The organism is Streptomyces sp. NPDC005202, from assembly GCF_040608235.1.
Classification (GTDB): Bacteria; Actinomycetota; Actinomycetes; order Streptomycetales; family Streptomycetaceae; genus Streptomyces.
Map to the genome: position 1 here is coordinate 14,459 of NZ_JBEXHW010000018.1, position 18,598 is coordinate 33,056.

Annotated in this window: 11 protein-coding genes and 1 pseudogene; 7 read left to right on the forward strand and 5 right to left on the reverse strand. The window is 70.1% G+C overall.

What is annotated here, in order from left to right; translation table 11 throughout:
* Positions 1–33: 33 nt before the first annotated feature.
* The gene (locus tag ABZV31_RS23770) at positions 34–780 is read left to right on the forward strand and encodes a response regulator transcription factor (protein ID WP_355897242.1); all 747 of its coding nucleotides are present in this window, start codon (positions 34–36) and stop codon (positions 778–780) included.
* 27 nt (positions 781–807) lie between these two features.
* On the opposite strand, the gene ABZV31_RS23775 is transcribed toward ABZV31_RS23770, so the two are convergent.
* Both ABZV31_RS23775 and ABZV31_RS23780 read right to left on the reverse strand, forming a co-directional pair.
* On the reverse strand, positions 808–1,983 hold the full coding sequence (locus ABZV31_RS23775; protein WP_355897244.1) for a crosslink repair DNA glycosylase YcaQ family protein: 1,176 nt from the start codon (positions 1,981–1,983) through the stop codon (positions 808–810).
* A gap of 295 nt (positions 1,984–2,278) precedes the next feature.
* A complete protein-coding gene (locus ABZV31_RS23780; RefSeq protein WP_355897246.1) occupies positions 2,279–2,848 on the reverse strand; it encodes a GNAT family N-acetyltransferase in 570 nt (189 codons plus the stop codon).
* A gap of 271 nt (positions 2,849–3,119) precedes the next feature.
* Between ABZV31_RS23780 and secA the strand changes: the two genes are divergently transcribed.
* A complete protein-coding gene (gene secA, locus ABZV31_RS23785) occupies positions 3,120–5,933 on the forward strand; it encodes a preprotein translocase subunit SecA (protein ID WP_355897249.1) in 2,814 nt (937 codons plus the stop codon).
* Positions 5,934–6,025: 92 nt separating this feature from the next.
* Here the strand turns inward: secA and ABZV31_RS23790 are convergent.
* A pseudogene (locus tag ABZV31_RS23790) lies at positions 6,026–7,674 on the reverse strand (IS1182 family transposase).
* Positions 7,675–7,836: 162 nt separating this feature from the next.
* Positions 7,837–8,523: an Rv3235 family protein gene (locus tag ABZV31_RS23795; protein ID WP_355897252.1), complete on the reverse strand. Its 687-nt coding sequence runs from the start codon at positions 8,521–8,523 to the stop codon at positions 7,837–7,839.
* Positions 8,524–8,854: 331 nt separating this feature from the next.
* On the opposite strand from ABZV31_RS23795, the gene ABZV31_RS23800 reads away from it, so the two are divergent.
* Complete coding sequence (locus ABZV31_RS23800; RefSeq protein WP_355897254.1) at positions 8,855–9,373, forward strand: hypothetical protein; 519 nt, start codon at positions 8,855–8,857, stop codon at positions 9,371–9,373.
* A 76-nt stretch (positions 9,374–9,449) separates the two neighbouring features.
* Complete coding sequence (locus ABZV31_RS23805; RefSeq protein WP_355897257.1) at positions 9,450–10,118, forward strand: HAD family hydrolase; 669 nt, start codon at positions 9,450–9,452, stop codon at positions 10,116–10,118.
* A 145-nt stretch (positions 10,119–10,263) separates the two neighbouring features.
* Here ABZV31_RS23805 and ABZV31_RS23810 read toward each other — a convergent pair whose 3' ends face one another.
* The gene (locus tag ABZV31_RS23810) at positions 10,264–10,830 is read right to left on the reverse strand and encodes a DJ-1/PfpI family protein (RefSeq protein ID WP_355897258.1); all 567 of its coding nucleotides are present in this window, start codon (positions 10,828–10,830) and stop codon (positions 10,264–10,266) included.
* A gap of 551 nt (positions 10,831–11,381) precedes the next feature.
* Between ABZV31_RS23810 and ABZV31_RS23815 the strand changes: the two genes are divergently transcribed.
* The 3 genes from ABZV31_RS23815 (at position 11,382) to ABZV31_RS23825 (ending at position 18,520) form a co-directional block, all read left to right on the forward strand.
* On the forward strand, positions 11,382–16,319 hold the full coding sequence (locus ABZV31_RS23815) for an NAD-glutamate dehydrogenase (protein WP_355897261.1): 4,938 nt from the start codon (positions 11,382–11,384) through the stop codon (positions 16,317–16,319).
* 208 nt (positions 16,320–16,527) lie between these two features.
* A complete protein-coding gene (locus ABZV31_RS23820; protein WP_355897262.1) occupies positions 16,528–17,025 on the forward strand; it encodes a GtrA family protein in 498 nt (165 codons plus the stop codon).
* Complete coding sequence (locus ABZV31_RS23825) at positions 17,006–18,520, forward strand: hypothetical protein (protein WP_355897265.1); 1,515 nt, start codon at positions 17,006–17,008, stop codon at positions 18,518–18,520. Before ABZV31_RS23820 ends, ABZV31_RS23825 begins: the two co-directional genes overlap by 20 nt.
* The last annotated feature ends 78 nt before the right edge of the window (positions 18,521–18,598 follow it).

Genomic DNA, 18,598 nt, shown 5'->3' on the forward strand with positions numbered 1-18,598 from the left:
GACACCAGGCCACAGCCTTCAGGGGGAGGAACGATGGCGGACAGCTTCGGACCGCTGCAGGACGGGGATGCCGACGGCGGTGTCGTCGGCATGGGCCCGGACGCGGGCACTCCACGCAAGGAGCCGATCAGAGTCCTTGTCGTGGACGACCACGCCCTCTTCCGCCGCGGCCTGGAGATCGTGCTGGCCGCCGAGGAGGACATCCAGGTGGTCGGCGAGGCGGGCGACGGCGCCGAGGCTGTCGACAAGGCCGCCGATCTGCTGCCCGACATCGTGCTGATGGACGTACGGATGCCGAAGCGGGGCGGGATCGAGGCGTGCACCTCCATCAAGGAGGTGGCCCCCAGCGCCAAGATCATCATGCTGACGATCAGCGACGAGGAGGCCGACCTCTACGACGCCATCAAGGCGGGCGCGACCGGCTACCTCCTCAAGGAGATCTCCACGGACGAGGTGGCCACCGCCATCCGCGCGGTGGCCGACGGCCAGTCGCAGATCAGCCCCTCCATGGCGTCGAAGCTGCTCACCGAGTTCAAGTCGATGATCCAGCGCACCGACGAGCGCCGACTCGTCCCCGCGCCTCGGCTGACCGACCGTGAGCTGGAGGTCCTCAAACTCGTCGCCACCGGGATGAACAACCGGGACATTGCCAAGGAGTTGTTCATCTCCGAGAACACCGTGAAGAACCATGTCCGCAACATCCTGGAGAAGCTGCAGCTGCACTCCAGGATGGAGGCGGTGGTGTACGCGATGCGGGAGAAGATCCTCGAGATCCGGTAGCCGCCCCGGGGCTTCGGGCCTCCCGGGCTACGCGAGGGCGCGGGCGAGCTCTCGGACGAGGGGCTCGCGGAGGTCGGGGGCGTCCACACGTTCGGCGCGTACGTTCGTGCAGTCCACCCAGCTCGCCGCCTCGATGAGCGCCTGCGCGACGGCCGGTACGGCCTTGGCGTCGTTTAGGGTGACCTGCTTGGCCACGAGGGTGCGGCCCTCGCGGGCGGGGTCCACGCGGCCGACGAGGCGGCTACCGGCGAGCACCGGCATCGCGAAGTAGCCGTACACCCGCTTCGGCTTGGGGACGTAGGCCTCCAGGCGGTGGGTGAAGCCGAAGATCCGCTCGGTGCGGGCCCGTTCCCAGATCAGGGAGTCGAAGGGGGACAAAAGAGTGGTGCGGTGACGGCCGCGCGGGGGTGTCTCCAGCGCCTCCGGGTCCGCCCAGGCGGGCCTGCCCCAGCCCTCGACCGTGACCGGAACCAGGCCCGAGTCCGCTATCACCGCGTCGACCTGCTCGCCCTTGAGGCGGTGGTAGTCGGCGATGTCCGCGCGTGTGCCGACGCCCAGGGACTGGCCGGCGAGGCGGACCAGGCGGCGCAGGCACTCGGTGTCGTCCAGCTCGTCGTGCAGCAGTTCCTCCGGCACCGCGCGCTCGGCGAGGTCGTACACCCGCTTCCAGCCGCGGCGCTCGACGCAGACCACCTCGCCGTACATCAGGGCGCGTTCCACGGCGACCTTGGAGCCGGACCAGTCCCACCACTCGCTGGTCCTCTTGGCGCCGCCCAACTCCGTGGCCGTGAGCGGGCCTTCGGTGCGGAGCTGCTTGATGACCTGGTCGTAGGCGCCGTCGGGGAGTTCGTGGTTCCAGTGCGGGCGGTTGCGGTAGGCGCGGCGGCGGAAGGCGAAGTGGGGCCACTCCTCGATGGGGAGGATGCAGGCGGCGTGCGACCAGTACTCGAAGGCGTGCGTGCCCTTCCAGTAGGCGTTCTCGACCGTTTTGCGGCCGACGGCGCCGAGGCGGGCGTAGGGGACGAGTTCGTGGGTGCGGGCGAGGACCGAGATGGTGTCGAGCTGGACCGCGCCGAGGTGGCGGAGGACGCCGCGGACGCCTGCGCGGCGGGCGGGGGCGCCGAGGAAGCCTTGTGCCCGGAGGGCGATGCGGCGGGCGTCGTCTGCCGAGAGGTCGATGGCGGGGCGCGGGTGGGTTGTCATGGGGCGCACGATAAGGGGTGGGACTGACAACGCGGGGTGAGCTGCGGGTTGGTGATGGAGTGCCCGGTGTGGGTGCTGGGGCACGTGGGCCGCGCAGGCCGGCGCTTGCGGGGGGCCGCCGCCCCTGCTTGCGCGGTCCCCAAGCTCGTCGAGGGGGTACTCCGTCGGCGCCCATCCGTGCCGCCCCTGGGGGTGCTCCAGGCCGTCAAGGCACGGAGGGGAGACTGCCGCGGCGGCGCGGCGGGAGGTGTCATGAACCCGCAGGGGCGACCGTTCTCATCAACGTGTAGGCAAGTCATGAACGTGTCGGCAAGTACGGTGCCGTCGACGGCAGGCCCAAGTCCGACGGCAGCAGAGAGCCCACCCAGCAGTCACGGCGTACGCCCTTGTTGTTGATCGCGGAGCGCAGTGTGCCCTCCATCCTGAAACCGGCGCGTTCCGCCACCGCGCGGGAGGCCTTGTTACCGGCCTCCGCGCGCCATTCCACGCGGTCGACGCACAGGTGGGTGAAGGCCCAGCGGGAGGCGGCGAGGGCGGCCTCGGTGATGTAGCCATTGCCCCGGTGTTCCTTAGTGGCCCAGAAGCCGACCTCGGCCTCGCCCAGGGAGCGCATCGTGAGACCGAGCATGCCCACCAGGTCCCCTTCGGGGAGGAACACGCCGAAGGTGAGCATCGAGCCGTTCGCCCAGCCCTCGGGGACCATCTGCTCCGTGAAACTCTGCGCGTGCTCCGGCAGATAGGGGGAGGGGATCGGGGTCCAGCGCTGGATGTCGGGGTCCTGCGCAGCGGCGTACACGGCGTCGGTGTCCTGGGGGCCCACGGTGCGCAGCAGGAGGCGGTCGGTGGTCAGCGTGACGGGTTCCATCGGCTGATTCTGCTCGGGGGTTCCCAGAAGGCGCCATCTTTTTGCCCTGCGTGAGCGAGCGATCACAATTCGCGCAATTCGTTGGGGGGACGCGGCACCATCCGCGACGCCCGGCCGTTGTCCTCATTGAAGGCGACGCAAAGCAGTGGAAGCCCGCCGTCTCGGCAGGCCCTCCCGGCTTGGCCGGGTCCTCGCATACGATGGCCGTTGCTCAGTCACGAAAATGGAAAACTGACCGTCCCAGGCCCGACCGGCAAGGAGACCAACCCCCGTGTCCGTCCTCTCGAAGATCATGCGTGCAGGCGAAGGCAAGATCCTGCGCAAGCTGCACCGCATCGCGGACCAGGTCAACTCCATCGAAGAGGACTTCGTCGACCTCTCCGACGCCGAGCTGCGGGCCCTCACCGATGAGTACAAGCAGCGGTACGCCGACGGCGAGAGCCTGGACGACCTGCTGCCCGAGGCGTTCGCCACCGTGCGCGAGGCGGCCAAGCGTGTCCTCGGACAGCGGCACTACGACGTCCAGCTGATGGGCGGCGCCGCCCTGCACATTGGCTACGTCGCCGAGATGAAGACCGGCGAGGGCAAGACCCTGGTCGGCACCCTGCCCGCGTATCTCAACGCCCTCTCGGGTGACGGAGTCCACATCGTCACGGTCAACGACTACCTGGCCGAGCGCGACTCCGAGATGATGGGCCGTGTCCACAGGTTCCTCGGCCTGTCCGTGGGCTGCATCCTCGCCAACCAGACGCCGGCCCAGCGCCGCGAACAGTACGCCTGCGACATCACCTACGGCACGAACAACGAGTTCGGCTTCGACTACCTGCGCGACAACATGGCGTGGTCGAAGGAGGAACTCGTCCAGCGCGGGCACAACTTCGCCATCGTCGACGAGGTCGACTCCATCCTCATCGACGAGGCCCGTACGCCGCTGATCATCTCCGGCCCGGCCGACCAGGCCACCAAGTGGTACGGCGACTTCGCCAAGCTCGTGACGCGCCTCAAGCGCGGCGAGGCGGGCAACCCGCTGAAGGGCATCGAGGAGACCGGCGACTACGACGTCGACGAGAAGAAGCGGACGGTCGCTATCCACGAGTCCGGTGTCAGCAAGGTCGAGGACTGGCTGGGCATCGACAACCTCTACGAGTCGGTGAACACCCCGCTGGTGGGCTACCTGAACAACGCCATCAAGGCCAAGGAGCTCTTCAAGAAGGACAAGGACTACGTCGTCATCGACGGCGAGGTCATGATCGTCGACGAGCACACCGGCCGCATCCTCGCCGGCCGCCGCTACAACGAGGGCATGCACCAGGCGATCGAGGCGAAGGAAGGGGTGGAGATCAAGGACGAGAACCAGACACTCGCCACGATCACCCTGCAGAACTTCTTCCGCCTCTACAAGAAGCTCTCCGGCATGACCGGTACGGCGATGACCGAGGCCGCCGAGTTCCACCAGATCTACAAGCTCGGCGTGGTCCCGATCCCGACCAACAAGCCGATGATCCGCAAGGACCAGTCGGACCTCATCTACCGCACCGAGGTCGCCAAGTTCGAGGCGGTCGTCGACGACATCGCCGAGAAGCACGCGAAGGGCCAGCCGATCCTGGTCGGCACCACCTCGGTCGAGAAGTCCGAGTACCTCTCGCATCTGCTCAGCAAGCGCGGCATCCAGCACGAGGTGCTCAACGCCAAGCACCATGAGCGCGAGGCCCAGATCGTCGCCCAGGCCGGCCGCAAGGGCGCCGTCACGGTCGCGACGAACATGGCCGGTCGTGGTACGGACATCAAGCTGGGCGGCAACCCCGAGGACCTCGCCGAGGCGGAGCTGCGCCAGCGCGGCCTCGACCCCGAGGAGCACATCGAGGAGTGGGCCGCAGCCCTGCCCGAGGCGCTCAAGCGGGCCGAGGAGGCGGTCAAGGCCGAGAAGGAGGAGGTCGAAAAGCTCGGCGGCCTCTACGTGCTGGGCACCGAGCGGCACGAGTCGCGCCGTATCGACAACCAGCTGCGCGGTCGTTCCGGCCGTCAGGGCGACCCGGGCGAGTCCCGCTTCTACCTCTCGCTCGGCGACGACCTGATGCGGCTGTTCAAGGCCCAGATGGTCGAGCGCGTGATGTCGATGGCGAACGTCCCGGACGACGTGCCGATCGAGAACAAGATGGTCACGCGCGCGATCGCGTCCGCCCAGTCGCAGGTCGAGCAGCAGAACTTCGAGACCCGTAAGAACGTTCTGAAGTACGACGAGGTCCTCAACCGCCAGCGCGAGGTCATCTACGGCGAGCGGCGCCGCGTCCTGGAGGGCGAGGACCTGCACGAGCAGGTCCAGCACTTCATGGACGACACGATCGACGCGTACGTCCAGGCCGAGACCGCCGAGGGCTTCCCGGAGGACTGGGACCTCGACCGGCTGTGGGGCGCCTTCAAGCAGCTCTACCCGTGCAAGGTCACCATCGAGGAGCTGGAGGAGGCGGCCGGCGACCGCGCGGGTCTGACGGCCGAGTTCATCGCCGAGTCCATCAAGGACGACATCCGCGAGCAGTACGCGGCGCGCGAGGCGCAGCTCGGCTCCGAGATCATGCGTGAGCTGGAGCGCCGGGTCGTGCTGTCGGTCCTGGACCGCAAGTGGCGCGAGCACCTCTACGAGATGGACTACCTCCAGGAGGGCATCGGCCTGCGCGCGATGGCGCAGAAGGACCCGCTGGTCGAGTACCAGCGCGAGGGCTTCGACATGTTCCAGGCCATGATGGACGGCATCAAGGAGGAGTCCGTCGGCTACCTGTTCAACCTGGAGGTCCAGGTCGAGCAGCAGGTCGAGGAGGTCCCGGTCGAGGACGTCCAGCCGGTGGCGGAGGGTGTTCAGGACGCGGTGCCGGCGCAGGCGGGCGCGCGTCCGGAGATCCGTGCGAAGGGGCTGGACGCGCCGCAGCGTCGGGACCTGCACTTCTCCGCGCCGACCGTGGACGGCGAGGGCGGCATCGTCGAGGGCGAGTTCACCGCCGACGGCGAGCCCGTCCGCTCCGAGTCCGACGGGCTCACACGCGCCGAGCGCCGCAAGCAGGCCAAGGCCGGCCGTCGCCGCAAGAAGTGACGACCGCTCCGCGAGGAGCAGCACGCCGTGAAGGGCCGGGCACCCGAGGGGATGCTGTTGGTTAATTCGGGCCTGGTTGCTTCGCCCCGTCGCTATGCGGCGGGGCGGAGTGCTGTCAGGGGGCTGGTGCGGGTGCGGGCTCGGGGTGTGTGGGTGAGCCAGGCGTTGATGCGGATGAGGTTGACGGCGGCGCTGGTGAGCTGGTGCTGGAGGCTGGTCTTCGCCAGGCCGCGGTAGCGGGATCGGCGCAGGCCGCAGACGTGGACGGCCTGGGAGATGGTGCCTTCGATGCCGGCACGGATCTTGTAGCGGTTCTTCCAGGCGTCGGTTGCCTGGAGCGTTCGCGCCTGCTGGAGTGCTTCGTATTCGTCGCGGGGCCTGAGGTTGATCTCCCGCAGCCGGGGCTTGGGGGAGTTGACGCACTCGGTCAGCTGGGGGCAGGGCCGGCAGTCGGCCGGAGAGAACCGGACCCGGATGGTCGGCAGGCCCTCTTCAGAGCTGCGCTGGGCCCATTGGGTGCTGACGGCGCCGTTGGGGCAGGTCACGTGCTGGTTGTCCCAGTCGATGGTGAACGCGTTCTGGCCGAAGGCGGCATCGCCGCGGGCGTGTGGGACGGTCACCGCTTTCAGCGCAGATCGACCCCGTGGTCACGGCAGGCGGCGGCCAGTGCACCGCCGTTGGCATAACCGGTGTCCACCCAGTGCTCGCCCGGCAGCAGATCCCGCCGGGCGAGTTCGGCATGGACCGGGGCGGTCATCCGGTCGTCGGAGACGCTCCCGAGAGTCGTCACCACACTCGTGACCAGATGCGGAGTGTCCGCATCGCAGGTCTCTGTGAGGTGGACCTTGTAGCCGTCCCAGTTGATGTCACGTTTTCCGCCGGTGCGGGCTTCCAGGTCATAGCAGGTCACCAGGCGCATCACACCTGGTGGCCGGTCTTTTGGGCCTCGGCGGACCACCTCCCCGTCGACCAGGTGGAAGTACTGCACCCACACCTGCCGCAGCACCTCTGCCTCCGGCAGCCGCCGCAAACCCGGTGGCGCGTCGGCGGCCCAGATCATCCCAAGCAGGTGCATGCCGTCGTCACCGATCCGCTGATACGTCTGATCACGCCGGGACCGGTCCTTGGGAAAGCGGGAGTCCTCAGCCCGGGTGGCATAGTGCTTGAACCACTCCGGCCGGGCATGCCCGCTCAGCCAGTCCGGTTCGGCCAGGGCCACGGCGTTCAGTGCACAGCGCAGGGTTTCCGCAACCAGCTCCAGCTGGTTCACATCACGCACCGCGGACAGCACGTGAGTGGAGTCGGTCCGCGCGCGGCCCCGGACGGTGATCAGGTCCCGCCGCCGGGCGGCTGCCAGCACGGCGTCCAGGATCTCCCGGCCTCCGTCCGCTGCGACGAGCCGGTCACGGAACTCCGACAGCACCGAGTAGTCGAACCCCGCGTCAGCCAATTCCAGCGCGAGTGCGTACTTCCAGTCGATACGGGCCCGCACCGCCTGAGCGGCCTGCCGGTCGGTCAGCCCCTCCACGAACTGCAACACCAACACTAATGCCAGCCGTCCCGGCGACCAGGCCGGCTTCCCCCGAACCGGGAACAGACCCGCGAACTGCTCGTCACCGAACAACGGCCCCAACTCGTCCCGCACCCGGATCGCCAGACTGCCCTTCGGGAAGGCCGCCCGCGCCACCCGCACCGTATCCGCTGGAATCTCACCCGAGCCCTCAGGCCGCGACATCGACACCCTCCCCAAACGACGTCTGCTCCCAAGACCACAACCGGGTCTTGAGAGCAGACGTCACGCGAGGGCCCGAATTAACCAACAGCATCCCCGAGGGTGTCCGGCCCTTCGGCTTACGTCAGGGCCGTCGGAGGAGACCGGGATGGCGGTCTCCTGGCGGTGTCCTCAGTTGTCGTCCGTGCGGGGCATGCGCGGGCCGCCCAGTTCCACCGCGGTGCAGCGCCAGCGCAGGTCGCGGCCCTGTTCCAGGCGGAAGGCCATCGCGCGGAGCTGGTCGCCGGCGCTGATGCGGGCGAAGGCCTCGATGGCGCCGGGGCGGGGCTCGAAGTAGCCGATGTCGCGGACAACCGGGCGGGTGCCGCGGGCGCGCAAAGGGCCGCGTTGCGCGAGCCAGGCCAGTTCGTCGTAGGCGCGGCCGGCGGTGTGGCGGAGCATCCAGTGGACGGGCCGCTGCCCGCTGAGGACGGCGAGGAGACGGTCGGCGAAGAGGTCGGTGGTGACCGGGTGCGGGGCGGGTCGGGGAGCGGTCTGCGCGGCTACCACCGGAGCGGCGGCGGTGACGGTGGTGGCGGCGGTGGCCGTCGGACGGGGTGCGGTGCGTGGCTGCGCGGGAGTGCCGCGCCGGCCGGGGGCGGTGGCGCGGCCCGGGGCGGCCGGTGGGCGGCCGTCGGTGGGCCTCGTGCGTGCGGGGGTTCCGCCGCTCGGTGGGCCCGGTGGACGGCCGCCGCCCGTCGTGCGGGTCAGACCCCCGCCCGGTGTGCGGGGCGGAGTGCCGCCGGGGCGGCGTGCGTCGTGGCGGCCCGGCGGGCGCGTGCCGGGACGGCGCTGGTTCCTGGTCATGACCTTGTTCATGGAGTCCCCGTTCGGTCTCGCCCGGGTGGTACCGGGCGGTAACTTGCTGGTGGGGATCTTGTACGGGGCCCAGGACGGCGGCGGCAAGGAAGGCGCGGCCCGGGTCGGGGCGGCGGAGATGTTCACCTATCCGGGTGATCGCGGGGCCGGAAAGTCCGAGGGAACAGGGACGCACCGGGTGAGGTGCGAGGCGTGAGGTGGACGCGTCCGAGGGTGTGGGCAGGGACCCGAAAGGGGACTCCCGCACGTATCCTGAAGGCCGTCCGGGAGGCGGGGGATCGCCGTTGCCCGGAGCCCTTGCGGAGCCCTCCGACCACGAAAGCGGCCAGCCATGCGCGTCTACGTCCCCCTGACCCTCCCCGGTCTCGCCGAGGCGTACAAGACGGGTGAGCTGGGCGCGGGGGGACCGCTCGTGGCGTACGCCGTCACGCCCGCCCTGCGCGAGTGGTACCTGTCGGACGACATCGAGGAACTCGAGTACGCCGCGCTGAGCCGGGCCGCGCTGGCCTCGCTGCGGCTGCTGGCGGCGGACCCGGGTGCGCCGCGGCGCCGGGTCGTGGTCGCCGTGGACGTACCCGATGGCGCGGCGACGGCCGACCCCGACCGCGGGCTCGACCCGGCGGCGCTCGGCGAGGTGCGGGTGGCGGGGACCGTGTCGCTGGCCAAGGCGGCCGCGGTGCACGTCGACGCGGGTGACGCGGAGGCGGACGTGGCCGCCGCGGCGGAGGCTCTGGAGGCGGCGGACGCGGGGGACGACGACGCGCAGTTCGTGGTGGACGGGGCCGAGGACCACGAGCTGCTGTGGTACGCCACGCAGGAGATCCCGAACCTGGTGGGGCTCCGGGACTGACCCTCCCCAGCGCGCCGAGCACCGCCTCGACCTGCGGTTCTCTTGACTGTCAGTGGCAGCGGGTACGTTTTTTGGCATGGGGAAGCAGTCAGGGGCGCACATCGTCTGGGACTGGAACGGGACGCTGTTCCACGACAATGACGCGATCATCGGGGCGACGAACGCGGCGTTCGCCGAGCTGGGGCTGGAGCCGATCACGCTGGAGCGGTATCGCGCGCTGTACTGCGTGCCGGTGCCGAAGTTCTACGAGCGGCTGATGGGGCGGCTGCCCACCGAGGCGGAGTGGGCGGTCATGGACGAGGTCTTCCACCGCTACTACGCCGAGCACCGGGTGCGGTGCGGGCTCACCGAGGGGGCGGCGGAGCTGCTCGCGGGATGGCGGTCGGCGGGGCACAGCCAGTCGATCCTCAGCATGTACGGGCACGAGGAACTCGTCCCGCTGGTACAGCGATTCGGGATCGAGGCCCACTTCCTGCGCGTCGACGGGCGGACCGGGCCGTCCGGCGGCAGCAAGGCCGAGCACATGGTGCGCCACCTGGGTGCGCTGGCCGGGGTGGTGAATCCGGCGCGCACGGTGGTGATCGGGGACGCAGCGGACGACGCGGTGGCCGCGCGGCACGTGGGGGCGCGGGCGGTGCTGTACACCGGCGGATCGCACAGCCGGGCCAGCCTCGAGGGGGCGGGGGTGCCGGTGGTGGACACGCTGGAGGAGGCCGTGACGGAGGCGCAGCGGCTGGCGGCGTGAACGGGCAGTCGGCTCGGGCGGGACCGGCTCGGGCAGGCCGGCTCGGGCGGGACCGGCTCGGGCGGGCCTGCGAGGATGCCCGGGCGCCGGGGCCGGCGCCCGCCGGGGGGAGGCACGACTGCCCGCGGCTACGTCGGCTGTCCGGTCACGTCACTGGTGCCTTGGCGCGCAGCACCGTCAGGAACTCGCGCATCCACCGGGGGTGGTCCGGCCAGGCGCGGGCGGAGACCAGGGTGCCGTCGACCACCGTCTCGGCGTCCTGGAAGGTGGCGCCGGCGGCCTGCATGTCCAGCTCCAGCGCCGGGTAGGCCGTGACGCGGCGACCGCGCAGGCCGTCCACGGCTGCGGTGAGCAGGGGACCGTGACAGATCTGGGCGACCGGCTTGTCGGTGTCGAAGAACGACTTGAGGATCTTGCGGACTTCGGGGTCGTTGCGGAGGTATTCCGGGGCTCGGCCGCCGGGGATGACCAGGGCGGCGTACTGGCCGGGGTCGACCTCGGAGAAGGCGAGGTCGGCGGGCCAGGTGTAGCCGGGCTTTTCGGTGTAGGTGTCGAAGCCGGGTTCGAAATCGTGGACGACGAACCGGAGTGTCTTGCGTTCGGGGGCCGCGATGTGGACCTCATAGCCCTCTTCGCGCAGGCGTTGGTAGGGGTACAGGACCTCCAGTGACTCTGCTGCGTCGCCGGTGACGATGAGGATCTTGGCTGTCATGTCGTGCGCTCCCCTCGGGGTGGGCGTGCGTTGTCCTGGGCAAGGGGACGCGTCTCTTTCAGGGTGCCTTGCGCCGGGGTGACCGTCATGCGGGGTCGCCTACGCCGGCCGAGGCGGCCATGCCGCTGTACAGACTGTAAAAGTTCCACCCCCAGTTTTGTACACATACGGCTCATGACGGTCTCCCCGTGAGGAGCGATAGCCTTGTGGCGTGATCAGCGCGATATTTCGCGGGGGCACCGTCGCCTTCGCTCTGCGCCCGGTGTGCACGGACGACATCCGTGACCGGGCGGCGGTCGCTGGTCCTCGCGGGCGGGACAGGGTCTCGATGATCCCCAGGACGCCGAATCAACCCCGGGAACTGGCGTCGCCGAGAGCAGCGTCACACCCGTCGGGCGTGTCGAAAATGGCTGACAATCCCCCGCTCCTCTCACCTTGCGGCATAGCGTCGGAGCAGACCGGACACCCCGGGTCGTGGCGTTACGTCGAAAGGGAAGAGACCGTACTTCCTTCTACGTCACGCAACGGCGCGCGACAGGAGCCAGAGGACAATGCAGACCAAGCTGGACGAAGCCAAGGCCGAGTTGCTCGAGAGGGCCGCCCGGGTAGCTGAGAACAGCCCGGTCGGGGGGCACCTACCGACCGGGTCGACGGGCGAGGACACCCCGGACCGGGACTCCGTGCTCACGTTCCTCCAGCGCTACTACCTGCACACCGCCCCGGAGGACCTCACCGACCGCGACCCGGTCGACATCTTCGGAGCCGCACTTTCGCACTACCGCCTGGCCGAGAACCGCCCCCAGGGCACGGCCAACGTTCGGGTCCACACCCCGACCGTCGAGGAGAACGGCTGGACCTGCAGCCACTCCGTCGTCGAGGTCGTCACCGACGACATGCCCTTCCTGGTCGACTCCGTCACCAACGAGCTGACGCGCCAGGGACGGGGCATCCACGTCGTCATCCACCCGCAGTTCGTCGTCCGCCGCGACCTGACCGGCAAGCTCATCGAGGTGCTGCCCGTCCAGCCCACCGGCGAGCCGCTGCCGCACGACGCGCACATCGAGTCGTGGATCCACGTCGAGATCGACCGCGAGACCGACCGCGCCGACCTGAAGCAGATCACCGACGACCTGCTGCGCGTCCTGTCCGACGTCCGCGAGGCCGTCGAGGACTGGGAGAAGATGCGCGACGCCGCGATCCGCATCGCCGAGGGGCTGCCCAGCGAGTCCTTGCCCGGCGACCTGGCCGAGCCCGAGGTCGAGGAGGCCCGCGAGTTGCTGCGCTGGCTGGCCGACGACCACTTCACCTTCCTCGGCTTCCGCGAGTACCGGTTGCGCGGTGACGACTCGCTGGCCGCCGTGCCCGGCACCGGGCTCGGCATACTGCGCGCGGACCCGCACCACGCCGACGACGACAGCCACCCCGTCAGCCCGTCCTTCGAGCGGCTGCCCGCCGACGCCCGCGCCAAGGCCCGCGAGCACAAGCTGCTCGTCCTGACCAAGGCCAACAGCCGGGCCACCGTCCACCGGCCCTCGTACCTGGACTACATCGGCGTCAAGAAATTCGACGAGAACGGCGAGGTCGTCGGCGAGCGCCGCTTCCTCGGCCTGTTCTCGTCCGCCGCGTACACCGAGTCGGTGCGGCGCGTTCCGGTCATCCGGCGCAAAGTCGAAGAGGTCCTCGAGCGCGCCGGGTTCTCGCCCAACAGCCACGACGGGCGCGACCTGCTGCAGATCCTCGAGACGTACCCGCGCGACGAGCTGTTCCAGACCCCGGTCGACGAGCTGCAGTCGATCGTCACCTCGGTCCTCTACCTGCAGGAGCGCCGGCGGCTGCGCCTGTACCTGCGCCAGGACGAGTACGGGCGCTACTACTCGGCCCTCGTCTACCTCCCCCGCGACCGCTACACCACGGGCGTGCGGCTGCGGATCATCGACATCCTGAAGGAGGAACTCGGCGGCACCAGTGTCGACTTCACGGCCTGGAACACCGAGTCGATCCTCTCCCGGCTGCATTTCGTCGTCCGCGTCCCGCAGGGCACCGAGCTGCCGCAGCTGTCCGACGCCGACAAGGAGCGCATCGAGGCCCGTCTGGCGGAGGCCGCCCGCTCCTGGGTCGACGGTTTCACCGAGGCGCTGAACGCCGAGTGCGGCGAGGAGCGCGCGGCCGAGCTGCTGCGCCGCTACCACAACGCCTTCCCCGAGGGCTACAAGGCCGACCACACTCCGCGCGCCGCGGTCGCGGACCTGGTCCACCTCGAGCAGTTGGGGGAGGACAAGCCGTTCGCGGTGAGCCTGTACGAGCCGGTGGGTGCCGCGCCCGAGGAGCGCCGCTTCAAGATCTACCAGAAGGGCGGCTCGGTCTCCCTGTCCGCCGTGCTGCCGGTGCTGAGCCGGCTCGGCGTCGAGGTCACCGACGAGCGGCCCTACGAGCTGCGCTGCGCGGACCGCACGACAGCGTGGATCTACGACTTCGGCCTGCGCATGCCCAAGTCGGTGAGCGGCGGCAACGGGGACTACCGCGGCGACGACGCCCGTGAGCGGTTCCAGGAGGCGTTCGCCGCCGCCTGGACCGGCAAGGCGGAGAACGACGGCTTCAACTCCCTCGTGCTGAGCGCCGGACTGACCTGGCGGCAGGCGATGGTGCTGCGCGCCTACGCCAAGTACCTGCGGCAGGCCGGCTCCACCTTCAGCCAGGACTACATGGAGGACACCCTCCGCAACAATGTCCACACCACCCGCCTCCTGGTCTCCCTGTTCGAGGCGCGGATGTCCCCGGACCGGCAGCGCGCCGGCCACGAGCTGGTGGACGCCCTGCTGGAGGAGGTCGACGCGGCCCTCGACCAGGTGGCCTCGCTCGACGAGGACCGCATCCTGCGGTCCTTCCTGACCGTCATCAAGGCGACCCTGCGCACCAACTTCTTCCAGGAGTCCCTGTGCGGCCAGCCGCACGAGTACGTCTCCATGAAGTTCGACCCGCAGGCCATCCCGGACCTGCCGGCGCCGCGCCCGGCGTACGAGATCTGGGTGTACTCGCCGCGCGTGGAGGGCGTGCACCTGCGCTTCGGCAAGGTCGCCCGAGGCGGCCTGCGCTGGTCCGACCGGCGTGAGGACTTCCGCACCGAGATCCTCGGCCTGGTCAAGGCGCAGATGGTGAAGAACACCGTCATCGTGCCGGTCGGCGCCAAGGGCGGCTTCGTCGCCAAGCAGCTGCCCGACCCGAGCGTGGACCGGGACGCGTGGATGGCGGAGGGCATCGCCTGCTACAAGACCTTCATCTCGGCGCTGCTCGACATCACCGACAACATGGTCGCGGGCGAGGTCGTGCCACCGCAGGACGTCGTCCGGCACGACGGCGACGACACCTACCTCGTGGTCGCGGCCGACAAGGGCACGGCGACGTTCTCGGACATCGCCAACGAGGTCGCGCAGTCGTACAACTTCTGGCTCGGCGACGCGTTCGCCTCGGGCGGCAGCGCGGGCTACGACCACAAGGGCATGGGCATCACCGCCCGCGGCGCCTGGGAGTCGGTCAAGCGGCACTTCCGGGAGCTGGGCGTGGACACCCAGACCCAGGACTTCACAGTCGTCGGCATCGGCGACATGTCCGGTGACGTGTTCGGCAACGGCATGCTGCTCTCCGAGCACATCCGCCTGGTCGCCGCCTTCGACCACCGGCACATCTTCATCGACCCGAACCCGGACCCGGCCACCTCCTACGCCGAGCGCCGCCGCCTGTTCGAGCTGCCGCGCTCGAGCTGGGCCGACTACAACACCGAGCTGCTTTCGGCGGGCGGCGGTGTGTTCTCGCGTACGGCCAAGGCCATTCCGGTCAACGCGCACATCCGTGAGGCCCTCGGCATCGAGTCGGGCGTCACCAAGCTGACCCCGGCCGACCTGATGAAGGCGATCCTGAAGGCGCCGGTGGACCTGCTGTGGAACGGCGGCATCGGCACGTACGTCAAGGCGTCCACCGAGTCCAACGCCGACGTCGGTGACAAGGCCAACGACGCCATTCGCGTCGACGGCCGCGACCTGCGCGTCAGGGTCGTCGCAGAGGGCGGCAACCTGGGCCTGACCCAGCTCGGCCGGATCGAGTTCGCGCTGCACGGCGGCCGGATCAACACCGACGCCATCGACAACAGCGCGGGCGTGGACACCTCCGACCACGAGGTGAACATCAAGATCCTGCTCAACGGCCTGGTCGCGGACGGCGACATGACCGTGAAGCAGCGCAACAAGCTGCTGGCCCAGATGACCGACGAGGTCGGCTGGCTGGTGCTGCGCAACAACTACGCGCAGAACACGGCTATCGCCAACGCGCTCGCCCAGTCCAAGGACATGCTCCACGCGCAGCAGCGCTACATGCGCCACCTGGTCAGGGAAGGTCACCTGGACCGGGCGCTGGAGTTCCTGCCCACCGACCGCCAGATCCGCGAGCGGCTCAGCTCCGGGCAGGGCCTGACCGGCCCGGAGACGGCCGTCCTGCTGGCGTACACGAAGATCACGGTCGCCGAGGAGCTGCTGCACACCTCGCTCCCGGACGACCCGTACCTGCGCGGCCTGCTGCACGCGTACTTCCCGACGGCGCTGCGCGAGCAGTTCCCCGAGCGCATCGACAGGCACCCGCTGCGCCGTGAGATCACCACGACCGTCCTGGTCAACGACACGGTCAACACGGGCGGTACGACCTACCTGCACCGGCTGCGCGAGGAGACCGGCGCCTCGCTGGAGGAGATCGTCCGCGCCCAGACCGCGGCGCGCGCGATCTTCCGCTCCGCGCCGGTGTGGGACGCGGTCGAGGCGCTCGACAACAAGGTCGACGCCGCCGTGCAGACCCGCATCCGGCTGCACTCGCGCCGCCTGGTCGAGCGCGGCACGCGCTGGCTGCTCAACAACCGGCCGCAGCCGCTGGAGCTCTCCGAGACCGTCGCGTTCTTCGCCGACCGCGTCGAGCAGGTGTGGTCCGAGCTGCCCAAGCTGCTGCGCGGCGCGGACCTGGAGTGGTACCAGCAGGTCTACGACGAGCTGTCCGACGCCGGCGTCCCGGACGAGCTCGCCACGCGCGTGGCCGGGTTCTCCTCCGCCTTCCCGACGCTCGACATCGTCTCGGTGGCCGACCGCATGGGCAGGGACCCGATGGACGTCGCCGAGGTCTACTACGACCTTGCCGACCGCCTCCACATCACCCAGCTGATGGACCGCATCATCGAGCTGCCGCGCGCCGACCGCTGGCAGTCCATGGCCCGCGCGGCGATCCGCGAGGACCTGTACGCGGCGCACGCGGCCCTGACCGCGGACGTCCTGGCCGTCGGCAACGGCACCTCCACGCCGGAGCAGCGCTTCAAGGTGTGGGAGCAGAAGAACGCGCCGATCCTCGCCCGGGCCCGCGCGACCCTGGAGGAGATCCGCAGCTCGGAGGCGTTCGACCTGGCCAACCTGTCGGTGGCGATGCGGACGATGCGCACGCTGCTGCGGGCGCATTCGTAAGCGGACGCATTCGTAAGAGGTACGACACCGGGGGCGCCCCGAGCCATGACGGCTCGGGGCGCCCTCGTGTCGTATGCGGCCTCGGCAGAGGCGTATCGCGCTTGCGCTCTTGCTCCGATCGGATTCTTTTCTTGACGAGCGTTGAGGTAAATCGAGCGACGAATTTACTTTTTCCTGCTAATCGGGGCGTTTCGGATAAAGTTGCCGCGTGACTGTGAACCTCTCCGAGAGCCGTCCGGCCGTGGCCGCAACCGTCCGCATCCCCGCCAGCCCGCCTTCTCCGGCCCGGCCGGTCACACGAGTCGTCCTCGAAGTCGTGAAATTCGCCGTCGTCGGCGGCAGTGGTGTACTCGTCAATTTCTTGGTCTTCAATCTGCTGCTGCACGGTCTCGGCCGGCCGGCGATGGCGGCCACCGTGCTGGCCAGCTGTGTCGCCATGGGCACCAATTACCTCGGCTTCCGCTATTTCGCTTATCGGGACCGGGCCTCGCGCACCCCACGGCAGATGGCGCTGTTCTTCGTCTTCAGCGGACTCGGCGTCGTCATGGAAAGCGCCTTGTTCTACGTCGGCTATCACGGCCTGGGAATGCACGGCCCGGTCGGCGCGAATGTCGTGAAAGCCCTGTCGATCGTCCTGGCCTCCGCATTCCGCTTCCTCGTCTACCGCACCTGGGTGTTCCAGCACGATGCGCGCCGCGCTGCCTGAGGCGCCCCCCGCGGGCAGAGCCGCCCCCCGGTCGGCGGCCACCCGGGGAAGAGCCGCCGCGCCGCGGGTGGCCGCCGCGCTCGTCGTCGTCCTGCTGCTCCTGGTGATCGTGCGGCTGCCCTGGGCCGGCGACCTCGGTATGCACGCGGCGACCGTCGAACGCCTGCGCCACAGCCTCCTGCATCCCGGCAACCCGCTCGTCGACGCCGACACCCCGAGCCCGTACTACTCGCCGTGGATACTGCTGCTCGGCTGCGTCGCCAAGGTGACCGGCCTGTCCGTCTTCGTCGTCCTGCGCCTTGCCGCGCTGGCCGGGCTCGGGCTGCTGGTGACGGGCGTGTGGCGCTACGTCCGGACGCTGAGCGCCCACCCGGCCGCGCCCGCGCTGGCGGCCCTGTGCCTCGTCCTGCTGTGGGGGACGGCCCTGATCAACTGGAGCGGCTTCCTCTCCCTCAACTCCCTCGCGCTGACGGTGTCGTACCCGAGCGTCCTCGCCCTCGGCCTCGCCTTCCACTTCTGGGCATGGCTCACGCGGACGCTGCGCGCACCGGCCGGGTGGGGCGCGTGGCTCGGGCTCGGGGCGCTGTGGGCGGTGCTCCTGCTCTGCCACCAGTTCACCGGGGTGGTCGCCACGCTGGGCGCGCTCGCCGCCGTGCTCGCGGCACGGCCCGCGCGGGTGCCGTGGCCGCGGCTCGGCGCCGGAGCGGCGCTGGGTCTGCTGATGCTGTGGCTCTGGCCGTACTACGACTTCTTCGCCCTGTTCTCGGCCGGCGGCGACCTGGAGGAGGTGCACCGGGCGCTCTACACGCACTTCCTCGGACGGTACTGGCTGGTGCTGGTCGGGGTGGCCGCCCTGGCCCTGCGGTGGCGGCGGAACCGGTGGGATCCGCTGGCGGTCTTCTTCCTGCTCGGCGCGCTGGTGTGCGCGGCGGGCTGGGTGAGCGGCCACTACTCCTGGGGGCGCGCCCTGCCCGCCGCACTGATCCCGGCCCAGCTGGCGGCCGCCCTGGAGGTGTTCGAGGGCGGGCGGCGGGCCGTGCGGATCCGGTGGGCCTGGGTGCTCGCCGGGGCGCTGGCCGCGGGGGCGTGGGCCCAGGCCGGGGTGGTCGGATACGTCGTGGGGCGCGCCGCGCTGCCCAAGGCGCTCGACATCACCTACACGGCGCCGTGGACCGGGTACCACTGGATCACTCCGTACGTGAAGTACGGGGACGTGGTCATGGCCCGCACCTTCCCCTCCCGCCTGATCCCGGCCTACGGGCCCTACACCGTCGCGCCCGGCTACCCCGACTTCTTCCTGCCGGACGAGGCGCGGCGGAAAGCGGCCGTGCAGCGCTACTTCGCGCCGGGGACCCCGCGCGGCGAGCGGCGGGACATCCTGCGCGCGTACGGGGTGCGCTGGGTCGTGGACGGGAGGACGACCGTGCGGGATCCCGGGTTGCGGGCGGTGGCGCACGGGCCGGGCGGCCAGGTGCTGTACGCCGTGCTGCGGTGAGGCGGGGAGGGCTGCCGTCTGCGGGCCGTATGTGCGGTGCGGGGTCGTGGGGAGGGCCGGCGCCTGTGGGACGTATGT